Here is a 24,159-nt window from a genome sequence, read left to right on the forward strand (position 1 = left end):
ACTTTGGGTAATAACAAAGCCCGGGCTTGAGAAAGTCTGGGCTTTGCGCATAAAAAAAGGCTGTGTCAGCGTTTTGACACAACCTCTTTTCTTTTCTACTCCTCGTAACTCGTTGGTCATACCGAAATTCGCACTCATATTCATAGTGAGAGTGGTTGGTGATGGTTATTTTTACTTCTGTAGTTGATAGCGGATAATGATCGTGTTCTGTTTCTATAGAAAGCGAAGCGGGACTTATGTCCTCTCCAGCCGGAATGTCACGGGGAATAGGTCGCAATGTGACGGAGTTCGTTTGCGATGACTGGTTGGTTTTCTTAGGTAACACTGTATAAAGCCCTTGCTCGTCTTTTATTATCTCATATTTTCCCGATTCCAGCCACGTATTCCAATCCTTAAAAAGGTCGGTGATAAATAGGTATAAATCTTCGGAAATATATATTTCTGTACCTGACTTTAAGTCGCATGCCAACTGACCATTTACGACAGACAGATGTTTCTGGGCTCTTTGTAAGGCTTTCAAATAGACAACCTGATTAAATGCGTAATCTTTATTGAAACCTCGTCCCGTGAATAAATCTATTGCAGCATACGACATCGTCCCTCTTGTCTTCAGGAAAGTAGTGTCGGTTATAGACGTCTTGTAGCTATTAGCTTCTTCCCACATCTTTCTTTTTTCCTGTTCTCTGAATTTCTGCACAATCTCGCTCACTTTATCTTGTTCGCTTGTTTCTCTGTGAGATTTTAGGCTGTCATTATCTTGTAATTCGTCATAAAGAGGTAAAGCGAAAAAAGTGTTATTGTCCTTTTCAAACTGTTCTATGATACATGGGATAATTTTCTTACCCATAGCTTTTAGCTCTTTGAATTGGGGTAAAATGGTGTAAGCACGGGTACTTGAACTTAATTGTGCTTTGGGATTGTTGTGTATTTCTTTTTCCCAGGCATTAAATAAACTGTCAAATTTGGCTATATCCTCTTTTGTCAAAATATCACTTTTTTCTGTATTCTGTTTAATACATCCTGTAGTGATAAAGATAAATGGCAGAATAAAGAAAAGTGTTCTCATCGTTTTAATTATGGCAGTAATCACTAAAGTTACACTGCATTGTTTATTATAACTAAAAGTTATACCGGAGGATTTTCCTCCGGTATTAATTGGTTGCTAAGATAGCAAATTATTTGCACATATACAACTATTATTTCTTTCCTGTTAGACCGCCAAATATAAAGCAGGCAGCCCATATTATTAAACAGATGTAGAATAACATAAGTGTAATAATTATGGTTCATTAGGTCCTACAACAGTACTGCCATCTATTGTAATTGTAGTATTTCCTCCTTTTTTAAGAAGAAATACCTGCTGAACCCATTTGCTTCCAATAGTAATCTTCACTTTAGATACATTAGGTTGTGCAGTGAAGGTTTCCTCATAGCCTTTTTTACATTCTACACTACTATTGAAGATTTTGTCACCATTGTCAGTACACTCGAATATCCTGACAGTTTCGGCATAATTTCCCCAAGTGCTAGCATTGTAAACTAAGGTGTAAGTAGTTTCATCATCATCGCTTGAACACGCAGAGAACGTTAAAAACATAGCTGTAAACAACAGCGTCATACTTAGAAACTTTTTCATAACTTTTTCTTTTTATAGTTAAACATAAAGTGAATAAATCCCTATCCAATTCAGCAATAACCATACGCAAAGTCACAAAAAAAGACGTAGTGCTACTGCCATACGTCATCAAGGCTCACCACAAGCCCACTTACTCAATGGCAGCGCACCACGTCAGTATATGACGAAGTACACTTTACCCAACGAGTAAGTTCACTGATAGCCTTAGTTCTGTTATCCGAGGTGGTGATTCTGATGACGATTAGGCTATAACTATTTCCTGCAAAAAATTGGATTTATCTCCAATTTTCTCTTTTCGTTGCAAAGATATATAAAACTTTGTAGTTTACAACTTAAATATTAACTTTGCAAAAAAATATGGCATGAAACTATTAGAATACGCATGGTTTAAAGATATACAGACTTGTATCGAAGAACTTAAAGAATTGGCAATGGGAGAAGATTGGGATTATAAGAAAAAGCCAACAGGAAAAAATCCAATCTTAGAAAATTATATAAAACATACTTTTATAAAAGTATATGAAGAGAAAAAAGTTTTAGAACAAAATAATTACTCTGTCTTTAATACAGGATTAGTTACAGATTATCAAGAAGAGATATATGGTTTATTTCAAGTAAACAGAAAGCCCGGTTCTTTTAAATGGTATTTTATCGGATGGCGAAAATCCAGTGATAGGGATTTGATGAAATTCACTAATCTTCCTGATAATGCGAATTATTTTGAAAATTCTTCGGATTTGATTTATGATACTAAATTGGAATTAAGAACTAATGTTAATCATATTATAGATGACAATATAGCAAGATTCCCTAAATCATTACAAGAGATGGATAGGTATCAATTAGGCGTATTATTACAAGGTACTATTAATGATGCTATCAGAAGAATACGCAGGAATTATAAAACAGCAGTTCCGCAATATTATGATGGACGTATTCAATTGCTTCTTCCTATTTGCCTGACAAATAAAGCTGCTGCTGATTTGGCATTAGTAATTGAAAAGGAAAATGGTGTTTATAGAGCTTCAACATGTTTGACTTTAGATATGGCTATTAATAATGCTAGATTAATAGCAAAACCTGATGACGAATGGTTAAAAGTATAGGATTCATTTGTTTTTTCAAAAATAATATATATCTTTGTGGCATGATTAAATATCGTTTGATGAATATAAACTTATAGGATTATAAAATTTACTTAACATTTACAGGAAGATACTTTTTAGAGATAGATTAAAACTTGATTATATGAAGATACTATAACATATAGTATCTTCTTTTTTTTATTTTTCAGGATTTGGCTTGCTCATTTCTAGCAGCATCTCCTTTAGCCTTTCTTCGGGTATAGTGAGGACGAAGCCCTGTATCTCGTAGATAGGCTTTCTTTTTTTCTTCTCCTTCTTAGGCTTGTTCTTCTTTATGTCTTTATTATTTGCCATAATATCTAAGCTGCTGCATATTGCAAAAGTAATTCAATTCTCTCATATTTGCTAATTTTTCGGGTGTTAAATCTGAAAACAAATTCGTCAACGTATCTTTGTAGATACTTCTTGCTGACATGGATATATGTTCCTTTTATAGTTCGTTTAAATACCGACCAAGCGTTTTCTATTCTGTTAGTTGTGATTTCGATTATCTCTCCATCATCAGTAACTAGGATCATTCCGTAGAAATGTTTGCCGTGGTCTACAGACATTTGCGTGTATTTCTTCTCTAGTCCTTTGTAGCTCCAACCATCGGTATAAACTGAACTTCCTACATCAACATTCTTTTTCACAATCGGGACGAGCGTCTTTGCTTGGGTGTTAGGAACAACCTTAGCAAAAAGATTCCCACCTCTTTCAAGTATTCCGAATACAGGAACTTTATCCTTGTAGCTACGTCCTTGACATTTCTCTACTTTCTTATCTTTATGGCGATTAATATTCTTTCCACCTACAAATGTTTCATCTATCTCAACGTCACCAGATAGCTTCTGATTGTTTTCTTTAGCCATTGCAGTTCTTATTCTGTGAAGCATATACCATGCTGTCTTTTGTGGAATATCCAAATCATCTGCTAATTGGTATGAAGATATAGCGTTCTTACGGTTGGCAATCATAATAATAGCGTATAACCAATCTCTCATTCCTAACTTAGAGTTAGCGAAAAACGTACCAGTCCTATAAGTGAAGTACTTCCCGGTATTCTTGCACTTATATTTACCGTTCTTGCATTTGTACACTTTAGATGTTTCATCGAATGGCGAAACCACTCCATTTGCCCATCTTACACTCTCGTAGTATCTGATTGCGCTTTCTTCGTCCGGGAAAGAAGCTCTGAAATCTACGATGCTTTTTCTTTTCCTTCTCTTTTTCATAACGCTTATCTTTGATGTTGCTACAATATAGTGAAAATAAACGAGATATGCAAATAAAAATATCATTTTTTTGGACATCCTAAATATAACAACTATATTTGTACAATCTTTAATTCTAAGTTTATGGGAAAGAATGAAAAAACATCGCCAAAAGTGGCTAGTATTGCATCTGAACTTTTAAGGAATCCTAAGACTCCTAAAAAGGTTAAGACGGTGGCGGCTTCTGCTCTGACTCAAACTGCCGACAAGAAAAAGAGCAAGAAGTAACATTTACAATGCAAGCTTTGGGTATTACCATGATTCCATTAGCTTGCATTGGTGTATTATCAGTTTCATCTGCGAAATTATGAGCTAATGAGATTATTTTGTCATTTTCATAAATTACTTTACCGACACTTTTAATAGTAAGAACAGAAGCAGAATAATTAGATATATCTCTCCATCCTGATTCTACTCCATAACTATCTTCCCATTCTATCATTAATATTTCTCCTATCCTATCCATGATTAGTATAACTAAAAGTTATGATAAATCAGCGTGGTGTAACTTTAGTGATTACTGCCTTAATTATTAATCGGTTTTGTAATAGGTTTGCATAAGGGTTATGTCAAGCTTTTGATCTGTTTCCTGCAAATATAGAAATAATATTTCTAAACCGATAAACTGGATATTGCTGTTTTTTTACCGGATAAGAAAACGTTTATTCGTTTTTCGATGTGATACTAGCTGCCCTTTGATAAATAATGTGAAAAAACAGTTTTTGGCCTCATTATCGAATTAACTTTCACCCATTTGTGAGGTCTAACATACATAACTTATTTAATATGAGAATTAAAATGATGAGAAAGCAAATTTTAAGTTTGGCAGTTGCGTTATTGATTGGCTCAACTGTATGTATGGCTCAAAATCGTCAGAATGGAAAGGCTGATAGAGAGAAACGTATGGAACAGATTGTTGCCGATCTGGGCTTGAATGAAAAGCAGGCCAAAGATTTCAAAGCTGCAATGGAAGAAATGAGACCTGCGAAAAATAAATCGAATGAAAGACCTACGCGGGAAGAAATGCAAAAGAAAAGGCAGGAAATAGATGCTAAAATAAAAAGCATTCTGACCGATGAACAATATAAGAAATACCAGGATATGCGTAAGAAGGATAACGCGAAGAAAAAGAAAAAAGCAAAATAAGTACTATTCGTTTAATCTAAACCTGTCAAACGGAGAATCGTAAAAGATAATCTGTTATGACGCTATACTTAATTTTCGGTTCTTTCATTAATAATTTATTTAATCTACATGATCATTTTCGTTCTACTAAAGTTGAATGCAGGCTCCATTTAAATGAGTCTATTTTTTCAATTTGAGTAGAACGAAAATTTGTTAGGCGATGTTTCGTCTTATATCTATACTCCCTCCACTAAAGCTTTTCTTTATGCTTTTATCTTTCAATCTTTCACCTTCTGCTGAAACTCCCTGTCTATGGTAGTTGTACGTTGGTGATAGATGTAAAATGATCTGTCACTGATCTGTCATCTTTCACTGGATATTTTTTATTGCAAACTTATCCTCTTCCCGGCTTGATTCGTATTACTTTGTAGAAATTACCGCGTTTCGTATGCAAAGAAGGTATTTTGTTCTTTTGTAATATTCTTCCGAACTGGACAATACTGCAGATAGATACATGAATCTTGCTGTCATGTTGTAGTTGTTGCAGTATTTCAATGGCAAGGAGTTGCTCGCATTCTTCTCCTTCTTTTGCCCCTCGGAAATATTCGTGAAACAACTGTTCGGCAACCGGCATGACCTGAAATTCCTGATTATTCTCCGTCATGACATTTTCATCTTCCGTGTTGAACCAATATCGCTCTCCTCTATATAAGTCGTGCATGGCTTGTGCATAAAGCTGCTCATAATCAATGGGGGAGCAGTCGATGGGACCGGTCACGTTAATGACGATGTAGCGTCGGCTGCCGGAAGTATCAGTCAGTAGGTCCTTGTGATTGCTTGTCCCAATGAAAGATGCGTATCGGCGCATCTCTTGAGTAGCGGTGCCATGCGGACGCCGGACGTTGACAACCGGTTTTTGAAGAATATGTTTCAGAAATGCCTGCTGGCTCACTCGGTTCTGATCAAATTCATCCATATTGATGAGTGCGAATCTATTTAGAGAAAGTTCGGCATCCCGCTTATTGCTGAAATCAATGCGGTCGGTATAATAAGCCTGTAATTCAGGTGGAAGCAGACTTCGGCAAAAGGTGGATTTTCGGTATGCCTGCGGACCGACCAGTAACGGTACAGTACAATTGGCGTATTTCCGGTCTGTCTGACGCCAGTGGGCTACCATATTCAGAAACCAGCGGTAAAACAAGTCAGGCCAGTGGGTATTGTTGCAAGGAACCCGGGTTGCCAGTTCCCGAATCCGGTCACGTCCGTCCCAATGGATGTCCAGCCTGAAAAGGAAATCTTCAATAGGATTGAAAATAGGGATACGGTCGGAGTCCAGATACCGGACGACGTCTCTGTCCCATAGGTTAAGCCCTTCCAGGCGTGCGTTCATTGCGATGCTGTTCCGTATGCGGTTACTGATGGGACGGAAACAGAAACAAAACGTGTTTCGTTCGCGGTATTCCGTAACTGTCGTCATCGTATTGTAGCGAAATTCATATCGGCGTTGCATGAATTCTTCCGTCCGAAATTCCAGTTCCTGTTCTGCTGATAAGGGAGATTTCTTTCCGAAACCTTTTTCGCACGTATATACATTCTGTATGGTTTGCCGGATCAGGAATTCTTTATTCTTTGTATAGAAATGGGCGGTGGACCAACGGATCGTCTCTTCTTCCGGTATTCCTGCCTGAAAACAGTTCTTCGCTACCTGAACCAGCAAAGGCTTCAGGTCTTCATCGGAATGAATATGGATTCTTGGCTGTAATTCGCTTAGTGATTGATATGCCTTGTTTAAAGCAGCTTCGAAGAGAGCGGATAATGTGTCGAAACTGTCATATCCCGGAATCAACCGTTTGAATGGAGATGCTTCTGCTTGCACAGCTTCCTTGTAAGTTGTTTCCGAAGGCATTTCCAATGGCTGCCGCATGTAAATCACGGTAGATTCAGGGTTGTAATAAAGTTCCGGGTCATAAGTCTGTCGGCAGAACTGTTCCAGAGCAGGATTCTTCAGTTCGATAGCATAGGAAAGGGCGGGCTGGTATAGGCTGACCGCTTTCCTGTAGGCATTTGCCTGAAATATTTCCGCTTCTTCCCGTTTTTGAGGAAGTGACTTGTCGGGACGTGTGAATCGTATCCATATTTTCACGGAATGTCCTCCGGAACCCATAAAGGCTGCGAATGTATGTGAAAGTTCGGCCGCTTCCTGCTTCACCCGGTTTACTTCCATCCGGTTGGCAAGATGATTCACTTCTATTTGTATGATGCCGTTATATCCGGTCATCTGTATACCATTGACTATTTTACGAAAAGTGGCAGCCGGGACAACTTTGGCCAATTTCTTGACGTCGTCCAGCTTGCTGTCCGGTGATGCGTAACGGATGCTCGTGCGTAGGTTGCTGACTGGCTGGGCTTTCGTTTCATGCTTCATCGTTTCTATTTGTATGTTTATGTCCAACGTTCGCATGGTTGTCGTCCCTCCGTTGTCCCGCATCAAAGTAAGTTTCATGATAGATGTGTTTATTGTTTATGTTTCTTTATTTAAAAGGCGAGTAAAGGTATGCTTTATTATCGGACTCTCCAAATATATCATCTTCTCTTTGTTGGAACCTTCTTATGTACTGTCCCTTACATTGGCTATTAATAGAAAAGTTCCTTTCTTCCCTATACAAAGTTTCTTTCCTCTAATAGAGAAGTTTCTTTTGGCTGTTTGTAATCTATAAATGAAAGCTTTGATTATATAAATGCAAGTTCCGTTTTTATAAATGAAACTTTCATTTATAAAAACGGAACTTGCATTTATAGTTTGAATCAGGTGAGGAATAAGTTTTCTATTAATGAAAAGGAAGTTTATATTTAATGAAAAGGAACTTATCTATTAATAGTTCAGGAAAGAAATAGCTGTTCCTTTGAATGTGATAAGTGGTGAAAGATGAAAGATTGGGTGATAGATTGAAAAAGAACTGTCAATGGTTTGAAAGTACGATGAACAAAAGGATTTGTGACTTTCGGTGAAAGATGAAAGATATAAATAATATATTTATAATGAATGCTATCTTTTTGTTGTTGTGATTTGCAAAATAAAAAATGTCATGATAGACATGTTTTTCGCATCAATAGTTCTGTTTTTGGTCTGTTTAGACATGATTGGGGCTTTTGTAATTTTTTCCTGCTATATTATTCGTTATATTTGAGACTTGTAATGATGATGCGGTGAACTAGAATATGGAGAATATGTTTGTCCAGGTCTCTGAAATCGCCAATGAAAGGACTGCACAAGGACAACATTTTAGCAGTATGATATTTGTATCTGTTAAAAGCTAATACTGATTATCGTGCTGCTTTCTTATTTTATCAGATAAATGAAGAATTTATTCGCATAATTCTTTTTATGTTTCCGGTTTATTGTATATCAGGATTTTAACCTGTGGTGCTTACGAGGAGTTTGTTGCGTATACCAGTGATATGAAAAGACTGAACTTGATATGTTTTGTAATGAAGGTCATAAAAACAATAGATATTAATATTGATAACCATGATTAAAGCAACAGATTTTATTCATCCTGAGGATGCAGCTGCATTGAGGCAGTTGGAAAGTATTCCCGGATTCCCGACCCTAGTGAAAAAGTTAATGTCAATGGGATTGGAACAACTGCAATATGGCGTTAATATGGCATCTGCAATTCGTTTATCACCGAGTCAATTGCCGAAACTGTATAATCGTCTGCCACCGATTTGTAAAAAGTTGGGTATTGAGCAACCGGAGTTTTATCTCTCTATGGATCCTAATCCTAACGCATGGACCTTTGGCGATACAAAGATTTTTATAACGATCACTTCCGGTTTGGTTGATATGATGACCGAAGAGGAGTTGGATGCAGTGATTGCCCATGAATGCGGGCATATCCTTTGTCATCATGTCTTGTATCATTCTATAGCTCATTATGTGATGGATGGTCTGGATTCGCTGGGCGTTTTGGGGAGTTTGGGAGCTCCTCTTCAATATGCGATTTTGTATTGGGAACGTAAAAGTGAGTTGTCCTGTGACAGAGCTGCCAGTATTGTGACTACTCCGGCCATAGTGGCAAGCACGATGGCTCGTCTATCCGGAGGTCCGACTTCTATAACAAAGAATATCGATATGGAGGAGTGGGCTAAACAGGCAGACCAATATGAGGCTATCCGTAATGACGGATTATGGAATAAGACATTGCAGGTAGCGGCAATAATGAATCAGAATCATCCGTTCTCGGCTGTGCGGGTTAAGGAAATCTTGAAATGGGGAAAAAGTTCTCAATATAAGACTATAGTAGATCATCTTTCGGCAGAAAAATCAGGCAAGGTATGCTCGAATTGCAAACAACCGATAGTGGATGGCTGGACCTATTGCAAACATTGTGGAAATAAACTTTAAATATAATAGCTTATGTTTTTTAATGAACAAGGAATGTTGAATTTAGACGAGGCGGTCATGAACCAGCCCACATTCAAGAAAATTATGGAAGATGGTATAGTTACTGAACAGGAGATCAAGGAACAGTCTGAAAGAATGGTTTCTATATTGAAGTCTATGGAAAAGAACTATACGGAAGAGCAACAGCGTGAAATTAAAGAATTGCTTGTTGAAGCCGGTGTGTTATTTACAACGAGCCAATATCATGCATTACAGTTATTACACTTTTAAAAAATAGAATTATGGGAACATTTGCAACAAAAAAGATACTTCAGGGCAATCCTTCTTTGATTCCTGTTATTGCTGAACAAATAAAAACAGAATTTGCGGCCGAGCAGTTTGAGGTACAAATAGATAATTTATTAAGTGGTGGTGTTGATATTTCTATATCAAAGGGCGGTTTATTTAAAGCTGTACTTGGTTTGAAGTCTGCATTGAAAGTCAGCTTGATACCTAAAGATAATGCAATAGCGTTTGAGGCTGGGATAGGGATCTTTGGTCAACAAGCTATTCCTACTATCATTTCTATGCTATTCTTCTGGCCGGTACTTATCACGCAAATTTGGGGGATAGTACAACAGTCCAAACTTGATGATAAGGCGCTCGAAATAGCTGAAGAGGTGCTAAAAAATCGGGATTCTTTTACAACTCTGAATTTGGATATTAACGGTATGGTATTCTGTACGAACTGCGGATATCGGAATATCAAAGGTGCAAAATTTTGTTCGGAATGTGGACAGGCATTGTAAGGAGTTAAAAGCGATGGTTTTATTAAACCATCGCTTTTAATGAATAAAATAGTAAAGGCAAGTAGCAAGGACTATAAGAATAATAAAGGTAAGATTCTAGATAATTCTATAGTTATAATGAAAATGACATGAGTAAATTACGTTTGATAACAGTATTCCTTTTTGCCGTCTTCATGGTATTGGGAGTTACAGCACAGGTTCATACCCAGAAGGGGATAGTCCGCAAGGTTACCCGTTCGGCTTCCGATCCTTTCATTCCGGTGCAGGGTGTACAAGTTATTGTGTCGGGGGAAGCTAATAAAGCAAGTGATAAGGACGGACGATTTTCGTTGAAGGTGAAGGTCACGGATAAGGCGGGTAGTTATACACTGACAGCCGTGCGTGTGCCACAAGGTTCCAAGTATATGTTGGCTTCGCCATCGAAAGGTAAACGACTATTTATATCTGCCAATGACTTGGAAGTCTCGTTGATAACACCAGAAGAAAAGGAGATGGAGTATAAGAAGCGGTATGAGTTACTGAAAGAAAAGTATGAAGAGCAGTCGTTATCTTTACGTAAACTACGCAATGAACTGAATAAGCGTCTTGGAGAATTGAGCGAATCGGATGTACATTATGCACGTCTGAAAGCGGAGTGTGACAGCATCCGCAAACTTTATCTTGATTACATCAACAATGAGGATAAGATAGATGAGGTTATCAAGGAATTAGCTGAAGAGCTGGCACTGACCGATTATCAGAGCTTGGACTCTTTGGAACTGAAAATTTATGAACTGAAAAAAAACGGAGAATGGAAGGCACTTAACGACTTGATACGCGAGTCTATGCCTGGTGGAGCCGAGGAAGCCTGGAAAGTGATTGAACAACAGCAACGGAATGCGGATGCAAAAGTAGAACAAGCCAAGCTTGAATTAGCTAGAGGACTGTCAGAACAACAACGGTTGATACAACAACGCAGTCAATGGTTTGGGAAAATGGAGACTGCTATCGAATCATTCAAGATGCAGCATTTGAATGATTCGGTTTCGCATTATTATGAGATTCTCACGAAAGCTGCTCCAACAAATTGGGATTATTTGATTGCAGCGGGAAGGTTTGAAGAAGATTATATGGCTGATTACAATCGGGCTATGAATTATCAGTTGTCTGCATTGAATACAACAGACAATGATACATACAAAGCAACTAGTTACATTATAATAGGGGGAATATATGAGAAGCTAGATGACTATTCTAAAGCTTTGGAATGTTATGAAAAGTCTTTGAAGATTCGGCTATCTGTTTATGGCGAAAATGATGAAATTGTGGCTAATGATTATGAACGTATGGGACAGATATATTTCGCTCAAGATGACTGTTCTAAAGCTTTGGAATATTATGAAAAGTCTTTGAATATCTATTTGATGATTTACGGTGAGAACGCTTCATGGGGAATAGCCAATGTATCTATTGGTATGGGACGTGTATATTCAAATCAAGGAGATTACTCCAAAGCCTTGGTCTGTTTTGAAGGGGCCTTGAAAATATTTTTGTTGCTTAATGGAGATAACCACCCTGCTGTAGCTACAAGTTACAGTTATATAGGACAGATATATTTTGCTCAAAATGACTATTCTAAAGCTTTGGATTATTTTAAAAAGTCTTTGAAATTGGATTTGTCGTTTTTTGGTGAGAACCATCCTTCTGTAGCTTCCGGATATTATAATATTGGGTATGTGTATTTTGCTCAAGGGGATTACTCTAAGGCTTTGGAATATTTTGAGGAGGTTTTAAAGATTCGTTTGTCAGTTTATGGTGAAAATCATTCCCGAGTAGCTTCTGTTTACAATGATATAGGAGAAATATATTCCGTTCAAGGAGATGATTTCAAAGCTTTGGATTATTTTAAAAAGTCTTTGAAAATAGTTTTGTCAGTTTATGGTGAAAATCATTCTCAAGTATCTTCTATTTATGATCATATAGGAGAAATATATTTTGCTCAAAAAGATTATTCTAAAGCCTTATATTATTTTGAAGAGTCTTTGAAAATCCGTTTGTCTCTTTTTGGTGAGAACCATCCTGAGGTAGCTTTGAGTTATTATAGTATAGGGAGTTTGTATATAATTCAAGGTGACAAATCCAAAGCTCTGAACTATTATGAGAAGTCCTTGAAAATCCGTTTGTCTGTTTATGGTGAAAATCATCCTTTGACAAAGGAAATTATGGATTTGATTAATGTTGCTAATAGTAAGGTATTACAATCTCCTGAAACAACAAAATAATTTATGAAAACTCATATTATATTAGGAACCATCACCGAAAAGATCTTTCGCTTTTGAGCGAGGAATGTCAGAAAACTATATTGTTCTTGAGTGTGCTGATGGAGGATAGAAACAAATATATTAATGTTTTTGATTTGAACAATAATATGATAGGCATGCAATTGCAGATATATCCCATGAATGTGTAGGAAAAAGAAAAAATAGTGGAATGTTATCAAATGTGGTTAATTTTAAATAGAAATCAGACGAAATGGCACACAATTTTTTTGCTTTTATTAGCTATCGTCATACGGACATTAAGGCGGCGAAGCGATTACAGTTTTTATTAGAATCGTACAATTTGCCGACAATGATTCAGAAAATGAAGCCGGAGGCACCTAAACGGTTTAAAGTCTTTCGTGATGCTGATGAACTGACGAGTGGTGTACTTAGTGACGAACTGCATCATAAATTGGATGAATCGAAATATCTGATTGTCATTTGTTCGCCGAATTCGGCACAATCGAAATATGTAGGGGAGGAGATTGCCTACTTCCGCTCGAAGGGACGCGAAAGAGAGATTATACCTTTTATCATTGACGGTATTCCTCATTCCAAAGATCGGGAATGTTTTCATGCTCAACTGACGTTAGGCGGATTGGAACTTTTGGGGATTGATGTGCAGGCGGAAAATTCAAGATTCCATGCGATACGTTTCCATCAAGCATTTATCCGTCTTGTGGCAAGAATGCTTGATGTGGACTTTGGCGTATTATGGAACCGTCGAAAGCATTTTCTCGTTAAGCTGGTCGCTTTGATGATTGTTGTTCTTTCCATTATCATCGGACTGGCAGTGAACGCAATTCATTCACGTCCTTTCGATTTAGCAGTGCAATTATCACAAACACCTTGCAAGGCTCTCCCACTTAGTGCCGATGAAACAGACAGTCTGTATCTGTTTCTAGGTGAAAATGATCTACGCACAGTGGTTCTAAAAGATTTGGATAATGCTGTTTTGTTTCCCAACATTCCGGGAAAGTATAAAGGACAGAATATGAGAATTGTTGCAAAGGCTTATGGTTGCTATGTGTTGGACACAATCGTATCTATTACTTCAAAGATGGCATTGCCTATTCAACGGAATCCTGAAACGTTTGGGCATATTCAATACTGTATTGTAGATAATGAAACGGAAAAGCAACTTATAGGTGTAACATTCGACTTTGGCTTTCTGAAAGTGAAAACGAACGATGAAGGTATACTCGATGTACTCATTCCAATAGACCGGCAGCAGGTGTCTTATCCGGTGAAAATTGATTATAACGGAATCTCTATGCATCTGACCTATTCTGGAGATTCATTGCAGGCGTCCGGTCATACTGGTCTTAGTACAATTTATGTTCAATATTGAGATATGAAAAATAGTGGTATAGAAACGTTTACTCATACTAAACTCACTAAAGCCGAATTATTCATAAATTTTATCCAAAAGAAGAGAAAAGAATAAAATAAACAAGAGACGTCGTAACAACCTATCCATAAAACGATTATATTTATTGCAGCGAGAGAGCACTTTAAGTAATGCTTAAGAGGAAAAACGAAAAGTAGTATATATACTATATATTTTCTATTATTAATTACTTAAACACATTTTTTATGGAAGCCAAGAAATCAAAAAAGGCTGCAATTGAGAATCAACGGGGTTCTTGGTTGTTGATGGGTTTGGTTGTTGCGCTAGCCTTCATGTTCGTTTCGTTCGAATGGACACAACATGATGTCAGAGTTGCAGCACTATCACCAGATGATGAATCCATCTTTGTAACAGAGCTAGTTCCAATCACATTCCCTGAAGAGAAACTGGAACCGCCTCCTCCTCCCGAAACTAAGGTAACAGAATTGTTCGAAATAGTGGAAAACAATATGGAGGTGACGGATAACGTTTCTACAGTGTCAGAGGATATGAATGCAGTTCATGATGTTATTTGGATACCCCCAGTGGTAGAAACAGAAACGGTAGTTGAAGACGTTATTCACGTAAGTGTTGAAGTCATGCCGGAGTTTATTGGAGGTACAGCTGCTTTAATGAAATATTTAAGTAGTAATATCAAATATCCAACGATTTCGCAGGAAACTGGTTCACAAGGAAAAGTCATTGTTCAGTTTGTTGTAGACAAAGACGGAACGATTTCCAATCCTGAAGTTGTGCGAGGGGTTGATCCTTATTTGGATAAAGAAGCTATCCGCGTGATAAGTTCTATGCCGAAATGGACTCCCGGAGTGCAAAATGGTAAGAAAGTACGAGTGAAATTTACTGTACCGGTATCATTCAGACTACAGTAGTAACTTGGAATAAATGAGTATGAGGGTCGGTTCTTTATGGGAACCGACCCTTTTTCAATAAAAAAATATATCTTTGTCGGGAGAATAAAAATACGAATGATTGTTTTATGAATCTTCTACTCTGTATAAAAAGACCTTTTATCTGGCTTTCCCGCTTTCGTTATCGTTGCGGATATGGCGTACATTCCCCTTTTGCTTTTAGTCTGATTACCGATGTGATTTATGAGAAGATGCCTTACTATGCCTATTCTTCTTTGAAAAAAGAACAGAAAAAGATGATAAGAGAGCGTGGGTGGACTAAAGGTTCTCAAAAGGTAAACCGTTTCCTGTTCCGGTTGGTGAACAGAGTACAGCCTGATACGATTATAGAAGTTGGGCGTCCTTCCTCCACAACCCTCTACTTACAGTCTGCTAAACCATCGGCTTCCTACCTTTTTGCTTCCGACTTGTCGGAACTGTTTCTGGATGCAGACACTTCAGTCGACTTTTTGTATCTGAATGACTACCGGAATCCCGACTTACTGGAAGAAGTCTTCCGGGTTTGTGCACATCGTGCCACTCCTAAAAGTGTATTTGTAGTCCATGGCATCTGCTATTCCAAAGAGATGAAAGCACTTTGGAAAAAGCTGCAGGCTGATGAAAGAGTAGGCATCACCTTTGACCTCTACGACGTCGGTTTACTATTTTTTGATAAAACGAAGATAAAACAGCAGTATATTGTCAACTTCTAAGAACCTTTGTACGTTTACCTTATAATAAGTAAAAAAGAAGATTATGAAAAAGAGCCTTGTATATACAAAGACCGGAGATAAAGGAACTACCAGTCTTGTCGGCGGAAGTCGCGTTCCAAAGACCCATATCCGTCTGGAAGCTTACGGAACTGTGGATGAACTAAATTCTCATCTAGGATGGTTGAATACCTATCTGCAAGATGAATCAGACCGTGATTTCATTTTGAGTATTCAGCATAAGCTATTTGCCATCGGTTCACATCTGGCCACCGACCAGGAAAAAACGCAACTGAAGGCTGCCAGCATCATAACTCCCGAAAACGTGGAGAATATTGAGCGGGAGATTGATAAGCTGGACGAACAACTGCCCGAACTTTGCGCTTTCATCATTCCCGGCGGGAGTCGTGGAGCAGCCGTTTGTCATGTTTGCCGTACTATTTGCAGGAGAGCCGAGAGACGTATTCTGGCTTTATCCGAAACTTGTACAATTTCTCCCGAAGTATTAGCATTTGTCAACAGATTATCAGATTATTTGTTTGTATTATCCCGAAAAATTAATTTTGATGAGCAAAATAATGAAATATTTTGGGATAATAGTTGGAAATGATAGATTTTATTATACTTTTGCCGAAAAATAGAAAACGAGACAAATTTAGTATTCATTTTAAATACTCAAGATTATGTATTGGACATTGGAACTAGCATCAAAACTTGAAGATGCTCCCTGGCCGGCAACCAAGGACGAATTGATTGATTATGCCATGCGTTCGGGTGCTCCTCTTGAAGTTATTGAGAATCTCCAAGAGATGGAAGATGAGGGCGAAATCTATGAGAGTATCGAAGATATTTGGCCGGATTATCCTAGTAAGGAGGATTTCTTCTTTAACGAGGAAGAGTATTGATTTAAAAAGACCGAACATATAAGAATACCCGATAACTGTTGTAAGAAGCTATCGGGTATTTTTTATTGTCATCTCGGTTTCTTGCTTTAGAATTAGAATACAGGCATCTGCCAGATAAATCCTACAGAAATACGGTTAGTACTGTAATTCTCCTGTCCCAGCACCTTGGCGCGGGAAGTGAAATCATACGAACGTCCTACGTAGGTAACAAAGAAGTGCAGATTGGTTTCCATCGGGTAATATTCGATACCGCCCAGATATCCCCAGGAGGTACGGTAATTTCCCTTTTCTATACCTTCGGACGCCTTGCCTACGGAAGCCGTCTCGTACATACCCTTCACAAAAACATTCCATTTCGGAAGAAAGCGGTAATTACACTTGGCAACAACCGAAAGATAGTTCGCATCAAAAGCATTATGACCGCCCGGACGACCTACGATACTGGTAATGATTCCCTTCCGGTCAATATCCTCTTTTGAATACATGAAATCGACAAAAGCATTCCATTTTCCAAGATTCAACTCGTTACCTAAAGCATAATAATACATATTGTGACTTTTGGCCTCGTTCATAACAGAAGCCGACCAACGGGTTTTAAATACATTATTGAAATTACCGTTCCAGTTTAATGTATAAACCAGTGGCATTTTGCCCGATTTCAGATCGGGGAGATTACCTTCGGCATCTTCTGTGATTCCGTAAGTATTATCGAAAGAACTGTTACGGCTGTTCAATATCTGCAGGTTAAGCTGCTGTTCGGGAGTAATGTTATAACCCACATTCAATCCGGTCATGAAATTACTCATGTAATCAATCATATCACTGTATTGATAGATGTCAATCGGATTCAGGTCGAACTCGATACCACCGTATGCGGCACATTGCTTTCCTGCAAAAAGACTAAACTGGTCATTCAGCTTGATACCGATTCCGGCATAGTCGATAGAAGTCGGGAGGTTATCAATCATGCCGTTTGCATCGTTCGAGCGGTTGAGGCGCTGACGATAGCGGTAAGACAGCCAGTTGTTGATATTTCCTTTGGCTTCGATACGAAGCTGGTGCATATTAAAGTCACCCTCCTGAAAACCATTCTGGAAATGAGCGTCAAAGCTCCCTTGCATATTCAGATAAAGATTGAATTTATCTGTTTTCTTTTTCACGTCTGTCAGCTCTTCAAACAGGGGAGTGTTCGGATTGAATTTCTCCTTTTTCTCTGTTTTTTGAGCATATATTCCCTGTATGCTACCCGCGAGGAGCAGCATGAATATCCATTTTTTCATAAGTAAGTCAGGTTTTTAGTATTCGTTGAAATATTGCTGAATCTGTTTCCAGTCTGTAGTTTTTGTTAGTGCAAGCATTAACAAAACACGAGATTTCTGCGGGTTCAGTTCCTGCGAAGCCACAAACTGATATTTGGCGTCGTCCACCTCTGCATCCAGTGTGGTGGGTCCGGTCGGGACACGGGAAGAACGAACGACAAGAATACCTTTTTGGCGGGCATCCGTCAGTACCGGGAAGATGTTCTGGTGAATATTTCCGTTTCCTACTCCTGCGTGGATGATGCCTTTGTACCCGTTGCTAAGCATCGGAGTTACCATATCGGCCTCAATGTTGGAATAGCTGTACACGATACCTACTTTAGGAAGCGCGTTCAGATGAGTGACATCAAAAACGGACTGGGTAGTATGTTTCTTTAGCGTTACTTGGTTGTAGAACACTTTTCCGTTCAGTACATAACCCAGTGCGCCGGAGTTGGGAGCCTGGAAAGTTTGTACATCGACCGTATTCATTTTAACCGTGCTCTGCGCTCCGAGGATCAGGCCGTTCATGGCAACCAATACTCCTTTGTCTTTCGATTCTTTTGCGGCTGCGGTAACAACGGCATTGTAAAGGTTCAACGGGCCGTCGGCACTTAGAGCGGTAGACGGACGCATGGCGCCTACTAATACCACCGGTTTGTCACTCTTGACAGTCAGATTCAGGAAGTAAGCAGTTTCCTCCATGGTGTCTGTTCCGTGAGTAATCACGATGCCGTCAATGTCCGGGCGTTTCAGTAGTTCATTGATTTTCTTGGCAAGCGTCAACCAAACCTGGTCGTTCATGTCCTGCGAACCGATTTTGACAATCTGTTCTCCGGTTACGTTGGCGATGTCTTTAATTTCGGGTACAGCATCGAGCAGTGCGCCGATGGCAACTTGTCCTGCCGTATAACTGGTTCCGGTAGCCGAGCTTCCCGTACCTGCGATGGTTCCTCCCGTAGCAAGAATATGAATATTCGGTTTTGCGGCGAATGCCATAGTTACGGAAAACAGTAGTGTGACTACTACCAGTCCAAAGCTTTTGAATTGTTTCATAACTGAATGATGTTTAGGTTAATAATATGATCTATTAGAATATTTGTATAAAAAGCAAACCTAGTGCAATAGCCACAACGGTCGATACCAGACCGGGCATCATGAACGAATGATTCAACACATATTTGCCGATTTTTGTTGTCCCGGTACGGTCGAAATTAATCGCAGCCACCACGGTAGGATAATTCGGAATAAAGAAATATCCGTTCACGGCCGGGAATAAAGCGATCAGCATATAAGGAGAAATCCCTAACGCAATGCCCAGAGGGACGAGTGCCCGTACAGTGGCAGCCTGGCTATATAGCAGGATAGACATCACAAACAGGGCGACACCGAACAACCACGGCATTTGTTGCACAATTCCCTGGATAGAGAGAGTCAGCTGTCCCATATTTCCCTGAAGAAAGGTATCTCCCATCCAGGCAATACCGAAGATGGCAATCACCGCCTGCATACCTGCCGGAAATACAGAACCTTGCGTTGCTTTGATCCCGTCTGTCTTCGTTACTAGCAGGATAATTGCGGCAGCCGACAACATCACGATTTCGATGATAGAAGACATTCCCAAGGTGACAATTTCCCCATCAATCAGGAAACTGGGGCGCATTCCTTCAAAAGAACCGAAAAGCACGATAAAAGCAGTTGCCAATATAAAGATGATAACGGAAATCATTGCCGAACGTTTGTTCTTGACACTTTTAATCTCCACCTTTTTATTGTTGAATAAACCTTCTTTCAATCTTTTCTGATACTCGGGATCTTCCACCAGTTCCTTACCGATTCTCATGGAAAACAAGGCGCCTACCAACACTCCAATGATGGTGGCGGGAATCGTAATTTTGAGAATGTCGAACAGGGTAATGTCGAATCCGGCTAAAAGTCCGAGAAGTGCCACGGTAGCGGCAGAGATCGGACTTGCCGTAATGGCCTGCTGGGAAGCGATGACGGCAATACCTAACGGACGTTCCGGACGGATTTTTGTTTCGGTGGCAACCTCTGCAATTACCGGCAGTACGGAATAAGCCACGTGTCCGGTTCCGGCTACAAAAGTAAAGAGGTAAGTCACCAGCGGACTAAGCAGAGTGACGTGTGAAGGATTTTTACGAAGCAAATGTTCTGCCAGTTTCACCATATAGTCCAAACCTCCGGCCGCCTGCATACAGGAAGCGGCAGAGATTACGGCGGCAATCATTAACATAACGTCGATGGGAGGCGCAGTGGGTTGTAAACCAAAAACGAACGTGAGTATTGCCAACCCTACGCCTCCCATTACGCCAAGTCCGATACCTCCCAGGCGTGCGCCAATAATAATGGCTGTCAGAACAAATGCTAATTGTAATATCATAGATTGCTGTTTTAAATTCAAAAACAAAGATAAGCGATTCTTCTCTTTGTATTTTCTTTTTCTTCTATTTACAACAAAAAAGTCTTTGAATAGTTTTTGCATATTTATTAAAACAATAACATCGTTGGTTGGTTATTATAAGAACTAACGAAAACGTTATTACTATAAAACAACCGATATGGAACAAAATTTATCAAAAAAAACTCGTACAGAGAGTGACCTGATAGGTAGTCGTGAAGTGCCGGAAAGTGCACTTTATGGAGTACAGACACTCCGTGGCATTGAAAACTTTCGCATCAGCAAGTTTCATTTGAATGAATATCCTTTGTTCATTCAGGCATTGGCTATTACGAAGATGGGAGCCACCGTTGCCAACCGTGAACTGGACTTATTAACTGAAGAACAAGCGGATGCTATCTTGAGAGCCTGTAAAGAAATACTCGAAGGAAAGCATCACGAGCAGTTCCCGGTAGATATGATTCAGGGAGGAGCCGGTACGACCACCAACATGAATGCCAATGAAGTGATTGCCAACCGGGCATTGGAACTGATGGGGCATCAGCGGGGAGAGTATCAATTCTGTTCGCCTAACGATCACGTCAACCGTTCGCAATCCACCAACGATGCTTATCCTACAGCCATTCACATTGGACTGTATTATACTCATTTGAAATTGGTTAAGCATTTGGAGGTTCTGATCGAGTCTTTCCGGAAGAAAGCGAATGAGTTTGCACATGTCATCAAAATGGGGCGTACCCAATTGGAAGATGCCGTACCGATGACTCTTGGGCAAACCTTTAATGGCTTTGCAAGTATTTTGTCACATGAAGTAAAGAACCTTGATTTTGCTGCACAAGATTTTCTGGCAGTCAATATGGGAGCAACAGCCATTGGAACAGGAATCACTGCCGAACCGGAATATGCGGAGAAGTGCATTGCCGCTTTGCGCAAGATTACGGGATTGGATATCAAACTAGCAGACGATTTGGTGGGAGCTACTTCGGACACTTCCTGCATGGTAGGTTATTCGGGAGTGATGAGGCGTATTGCTGTTAAAATGAATAAGATATGTAACGACTTGCGGTTGCTGGCTTCCGGTCCGCGTTGTGGATTGGGAGAAATCAATCTGCCGGCAATGCAGCCGGGCTCATCCATCATGCCCGGAAAAGTGAATCCGGTGATTCCTGAAGTGATGAACCAGGTGGCTTACAAGGTAATAGGAAATGACCTTTGTGTGGCCATGAGCGGTGAAGCAGCTCAAATGGAACTGAATGCAATGGAGCCGGTGATGGCACAATGCTGTTTCGAGTCTGCCGATTTACTAATGAATGGTTTTGACACTTTGCGCACCTTATGCATCGACGGCATTACGGCTAATGAAGAAAAATGCCGGAGAGATGTGCATAACAGCATTGGAGTAGTGACAGCCCTGAATCCGGTGATCGGATATAAGAACTCTACTAAAATAGCCAAAGAAGCATTGGAAACAGGGAAGGGAGTTTATGAACTTGTTTTGGAACATAACATTCTTTCCAAGGAAGACCTGGATACTATCTTAAAACCGGAAAATATGATTAAACCGGTGAAGTTGGACATTCACCCGAATCGTTGATTGATATATAGTAAGTGGAGATTGGTTTAAGATGAGATATCGCCGGGCAAATCATTGATCTGTTCCGGCGATTTTTGATTATTTATTACTTTGACCTTATACGGGAATAATTGCTAATTCATCCGGCGAAATGGTTATTGTTTATTACTTCGAAAGCGACGAACTTTGCAATATCATTCGTTGTTAACCTAATAAGCAAGTCTTGAACCCATTAAAAGTTATATAGATATGAATGCATTTGATGTTATTATTATCGGTTTCGGTAAGGGAGGAAAGACCCTTGCGGCAGAGTTTGCAAAACGTGGGCGGAAAGTTGCCATTGTTGAACGTTCTGATAAAATGTATGGAGGGACGTGTATCAATATCGGATGTATTCCGACAAAGACGCTAGTTCATCAGGCTAAAATTGCTTCCGGCATGAAGAATTCGACGTTTGAAGAAAGAAGAGAGTTTTATCGCAATGCTATTGCTGTGAAGGAGTCTGTGACAAGTGCGTTGAGAGATAAGAATTACCATAATCTGGCAGATCATCCTAATGTAACAGTTTATACAGGTGTAGGTTCTTTTGTATCTGCCGATGTGGTTTCCGTCCGTACATCTACTGAAGAAATATGGTTAACATCAAAGCAAATAATTATCAACACCGGAGCGGAAACAATTATTCCGCCTATTGAAGGAATTGCGGACAATTCTTTGGTTTATACCAGTACTTCAATCATGGAATTAACCGATCTTCCCCGTCGGCTGGTTATTGTTGGCGGCGGTTATATTGGTTTAGAGTTTGCGTCTATGTATGCTTCGTTCGGTTCGCAGGTGACGGTGCTTGAGAGTTATCCGGAACTAATTGCTCGTGAAGATCGTGACATTGCTGCAAGTGTAAAGGAAACATTGGAGAAAAAAGGTATTGTTTTTCGGATGAACGTGAAGGTACAATCTGTGCGGCATGTTGAAAATAGGGCTGTCGTTGTTTTTTCTGACTCACAAACAGGTGAAGCGTTCGGACTTGAAGCTGATGCTGTCTTGTTGGCTACGGGGCGCAAACCCAATACGAAAGATCTTAATCTGGAAGTTGCCGGAGTGGAGACGGACGCACGTGGAGCGATCATTGTGGATGAATATCTGAAAACAACTAATCCGAATATACGTGCCGTGGGTGATGTGAAAGGTGGTTTGCAGTTCACTTATATTTCATTGGATGATTATCGGATTATCTGTGAAGATTTGTTTGGAGATAAGGAGCGGAAAACAAGTGACCGTAATCCGGTTGCTTACTCCGTATTTATTGATCCTCCAATGGCGCGTATCGGATTGAATGAGGATGAGGCTCGTAAGCAGGATTTGGATGTGATTATCAAGAAATTGCCTGTTATGGCGATACCGAGAGCAAAGACATTGGGAGAGACGGACGGTCTGTTGAAAGCTGTCATTGATAAGAATACGGGAAAAATAGTAGGTTGTATGCTGTTTGCGCCTGATGCCGGCGAAGTCATCAATATAGTTGCCATGGCAATGAAAACAGGTCAGGATTATACTTTCCTGCGTGATTTCATCTTTACTCATCCCAGCATGAGCGAAGCGTTGAATGCTTTGTTCTCATAGAGTAGTAAGAATACGTCTTTCTAGTCGCATACGCTGTGTGTGGATCATCCTGATTTCAGTTGTCGGGTAAGTTGTGTTTTCCTCGTGATTACTGGTTGGCTAATTTCCGGTCAGCAGCTTAAATTTGTTTTATAGCTTCAAATAATTTGTTTAGAGGCTTGAAACAATCTGTTCGCAGGCTTGAAACTAAAGTTTCCCCTATGGGGGAACAATGGTTTCCTTACGGGGAAACTATAGTCTCTCACCGGGAAACTGTTAGTATCATTATATGAAACTGTCATTCGTCCTATTGGAAACTGGAACTTTCCTAATGGATAAGCCATTTGCAATCTTATTATGGTATGATGCTTTCATCTGTATCTATACGCTCGTTTCACCTGTTGTTTCAGATGATATTAAACCATTGATCAGGTATTATCACTCCATTTCCCATGTGTTAATACCTGATTTTTCAACTATTAATGGCTGAAGTCTACAGTGTTAATACTTGAGGTGATAGCTGTTAATACTTCTTGCGGAAATAATTAATGTTCAGTATATCAGATGATAACAGTTTGTTGTAGGTGCAGATTAGTGGAAGCGCTTACGTGATGAGGTTGTGTCAAAACGCTGACACAGCCTTTTTTTATGCGCAAAGCCCAGACTTTCTCAAGCCCGGGCTTTGTTATTACCCAAAGTTTT

At 39.5% G+C, this 24,159-nt stretch carries 22 protein-coding genes; 13 read left to right on the forward strand and 9 right to left on the reverse strand.

Going from position 1 to position 24,159, the window contains the following annotated elements:
• Together KQP79_RS23780 and KQP79_RS23785 are read right to left on the reverse strand one after the other, a co-directional pair.
• Positions 1-1,066: hypothetical protein (locus KQP79_RS23780; RefSeq protein WP_264386572.1), on the reverse strand; the 1,066-nt coding region annotated here is incomplete at its 3' end.
• A 213-nt stretch (positions 1,067-1,279) separates the two neighbouring features.
• The gene (locus KQP79_RS23785; protein WP_061447750.1) at positions 1,280-1,636 is read right to left on the reverse strand and encodes a hypothetical protein; all 357 of its coding nucleotides are present in this window, start codon (positions 1,634-1,636) and stop codon (positions 1,280-1,282) included.
• Positions 1,637-1,998: 362 nt separating this feature from the next.
• Between KQP79_RS23785 and KQP79_RS23790 the strand changes: the two genes are divergently transcribed.
• A complete protein-coding gene (locus KQP79_RS23790; protein ID WP_022199746.1) occupies positions 1,999-2,742 on the forward strand; it encodes a DUF3825 domain-containing protein in 744 nt (247 codons plus the stop codon).
• Between the two features lie 177 nt (positions 2,743-2,919).
• Here the strand turns inward: KQP79_RS23790 and KQP79_RS23795 are convergent, their stop codons facing one another.
• The 3 genes from KQP79_RS23795 to KQP79_RS23805 all read right to left on the reverse strand — a co-directional run bounded on the left by KQP79_RS23795 (position 2,920) and on the right by KQP79_RS23805 (position 4,500).
• Positions 2,920-3,075, reverse strand: coding sequence for a hypothetical protein (locus KQP79_RS23795; protein WP_155728179.1), 156 nt, complete (start codon positions 3,073-3,075; stop codon positions 2,920-2,922).
• Positions 3,076-3,080: 5 nt separating this feature from the next.
• Positions 3,081-3,995, reverse strand: coding sequence for an IS1595 family transposase (locus KQP79_RS23800; RefSeq protein ID WP_061447752.1), 915 nt, complete (start codon positions 3,993-3,995; stop codon positions 3,081-3,083).
• Positions 3,996-4,200: 205 nt separating this feature from the next.
• Positions 4,201-4,500 (reverse strand): hypothetical protein, encoded by a 300-nt coding sequence (locus KQP79_RS23805; RefSeq protein ID WP_155728180.1) that lies wholly within the window; start codon positions 4,498-4,500, stop codon positions 4,201-4,203.
• A 335-nt stretch (positions 4,501-4,835) separates the two neighbouring features.
• On the opposite strand from KQP79_RS23805, the gene KQP79_RS23810 reads away from it, so the two are divergent.
• Positions 4,836-5,180, forward strand: a complete 345-nt coding sequence (locus tag KQP79_RS23810) for a hypothetical protein (protein WP_008776923.1) — start codon at positions 4,836-4,838, stop codon at positions 5,178-5,180.
• A gap of 373 nt (positions 5,181-5,553) precedes the next feature.
• Here KQP79_RS23810 and KQP79_RS23815 read toward each other — a convergent pair whose 3' ends face one another.
• Positions 5,554-7,662, reverse strand: coding sequence for a BT4734/BF3469 family protein (locus KQP79_RS23815; protein ID WP_022199848.1), 2,109 nt, complete (start codon positions 7,660-7,662; stop codon positions 5,554-5,556).
• Positions 7,663-8,688: 1,026 nt separating this feature from the next.
• On the opposite strand from KQP79_RS23815, the gene KQP79_RS23820 reads away from it, so the two are divergent.
• The 9 genes from KQP79_RS23820 (at position 8,689) to KQP79_RS23860 (ending at position 16,568) form a co-directional block, all read left to right on the forward strand.
• Positions 8,689-9,567 carry a M48 family metallopeptidase gene (locus KQP79_RS23820; protein WP_004302379.1) on the forward strand — a complete coding sequence of 293 codons (879 nt, stop codon included), beginning with the start codon at positions 8,689-8,691 and terminating at the stop codon, positions 9,565-9,567.
• A gap of 33 nt (positions 9,568-9,600) precedes the next feature.
• Positions 9,601-9,837, forward strand: coding sequence for a hypothetical protein (locus KQP79_RS23825; RefSeq protein ID WP_234120951.1), 237 nt, complete (start codon positions 9,601-9,603; stop codon positions 9,835-9,837).
• Positions 9,838-9,848: 11 nt separating this feature from the next.
• The gene (locus KQP79_RS23830; RefSeq protein WP_004302377.1) at positions 9,849-10,355 is read left to right on the forward strand and encodes a zinc ribbon domain-containing protein; all 507 of its coding nucleotides are present in this window, start codon (positions 9,849-9,851) and stop codon (positions 10,353-10,355) included.
• A gap of 128 nt (positions 10,356-10,483) precedes the next feature.
• A complete protein-coding gene (locus tag KQP79_RS23835) occupies positions 10,484-12,616 on the forward strand; it encodes a tetratricopeptide repeat protein (RefSeq protein ID WP_004310910.1) in 2,133 nt (710 codons plus the stop codon).
• A 250-nt stretch (positions 12,617-12,866) separates the two neighbouring features.
• Positions 12,867-14,006 (forward strand): toll/interleukin-1 receptor domain-containing protein, encoded by a 1,140-nt coding sequence (locus KQP79_RS23840; RefSeq protein WP_004323776.1) that lies wholly within the window; start codon positions 12,867-12,869, stop codon positions 14,004-14,006.
• Between the two features lie 245 nt (positions 14,007-14,251).
• Positions 14,252-14,935 carry an energy transducer TonB gene (locus KQP79_RS23845; protein WP_004302368.1) on the forward strand — a complete coding sequence of 228 codons (684 nt, stop codon included), beginning with the start codon at positions 14,252-14,254 and terminating at the stop codon, positions 14,933-14,935.
• Positions 14,936-15,042: 107 nt separating this feature from the next.
• Positions 15,043-15,666 (forward strand): hypothetical protein, encoded by a 624-nt coding sequence (locus tag KQP79_RS23850; RefSeq protein WP_004302367.1) that lies wholly within the window; start codon positions 15,043-15,045, stop codon positions 15,664-15,666.
• 43 nt (positions 15,667-15,709) lie between these two features.
• Positions 15,710-16,273 carry a cob(I)yrinic acid a,c-diamide adenosyltransferase gene (locus tag KQP79_RS23855; RefSeq protein WP_004302366.1) on the forward strand — a complete coding sequence of 188 codons (564 nt, stop codon included), beginning with the start codon at positions 15,710-15,712 and terminating at the stop codon, positions 16,271-16,273.
• Between the two features lie 73 nt (positions 16,274-16,346).
• On the forward strand, positions 16,347-16,568 hold the full coding sequence (locus tag KQP79_RS23860; protein WP_002558131.1) for a DUF2795 domain-containing protein: 222 nt from the start codon (positions 16,347-16,349) through the stop codon (positions 16,566-16,568).
• A gap of 92 nt (positions 16,569-16,660) precedes the next feature.
• Here KQP79_RS23860 and KQP79_RS23865 read toward each other — a convergent pair whose 3' ends face one another.
• Genes KQP79_RS23865 through KQP79_RS23875 form a run of 3 tightly spaced genes read right to left on the reverse strand, consistent with a single transcriptional unit; the run spans position 16,661 to position 20,267 of the window.
• On the reverse strand, positions 16,661-17,848 hold the full coding sequence (locus KQP79_RS23865) for a porin (protein WP_004296387.1): 1,188 nt from the start codon (positions 17,846-17,848) through the stop codon (positions 16,661-16,663).
• Between the two features lie 15 nt (positions 17,849-17,863).
• Positions 17,864-18,922 carry an L-asparaginase 2 gene (ansB, locus tag KQP79_RS23870; protein WP_004296386.1) on the reverse strand — a complete coding sequence of 353 codons (1,059 nt, stop codon included), beginning with the start codon at positions 18,920-18,922 and terminating at the stop codon, positions 17,864-17,866.
• Positions 18,923-18,956: 34 nt separating this feature from the next.
• Positions 18,957-20,267 carry an anaerobic C4-dicarboxylate transporter family protein gene (locus tag KQP79_RS23875; RefSeq protein ID WP_004302365.1) on the reverse strand — a complete coding sequence of 437 codons (1,311 nt, stop codon included), beginning with the start codon at positions 20,265-20,267 and terminating at the stop codon, positions 18,957-18,959.
• A gap of 178 nt (positions 20,268-20,445) precedes the next feature.
• Here KQP79_RS23875 and KQP79_RS23880 point away from each other — a divergent pair, with 178 nt between their 5' ends.
• Together KQP79_RS23880 and KQP79_RS23885 are read left to right on the forward strand one after the other, a co-directional pair.
• A complete protein-coding gene (locus KQP79_RS23880) occupies positions 20,446-21,879 on the forward strand; it encodes an aspartate ammonia-lyase (protein WP_004310906.1) in 1,434 nt (477 codons plus the stop codon).
• Between the two features lie 228 nt (positions 21,880-22,107).
• A complete protein-coding gene (locus KQP79_RS23885; RefSeq protein WP_234120950.1) occupies positions 22,108-23,478 on the forward strand; it encodes an FAD-dependent oxidoreductase in 1,371 nt (456 codons plus the stop codon).
• The last annotated feature ends 681 nt before the right edge of the window (positions 23,479-24,159 follow it).

The organism is Bacteroides sp. DH3716P (assembly GCF_025914115.1).
Classification (GTDB): domain Bacteria; phylum Bacteroidota; class Bacteroidia; order Bacteroidales; family Bacteroidaceae; genus Bacteroides; species Bacteroides ovatus.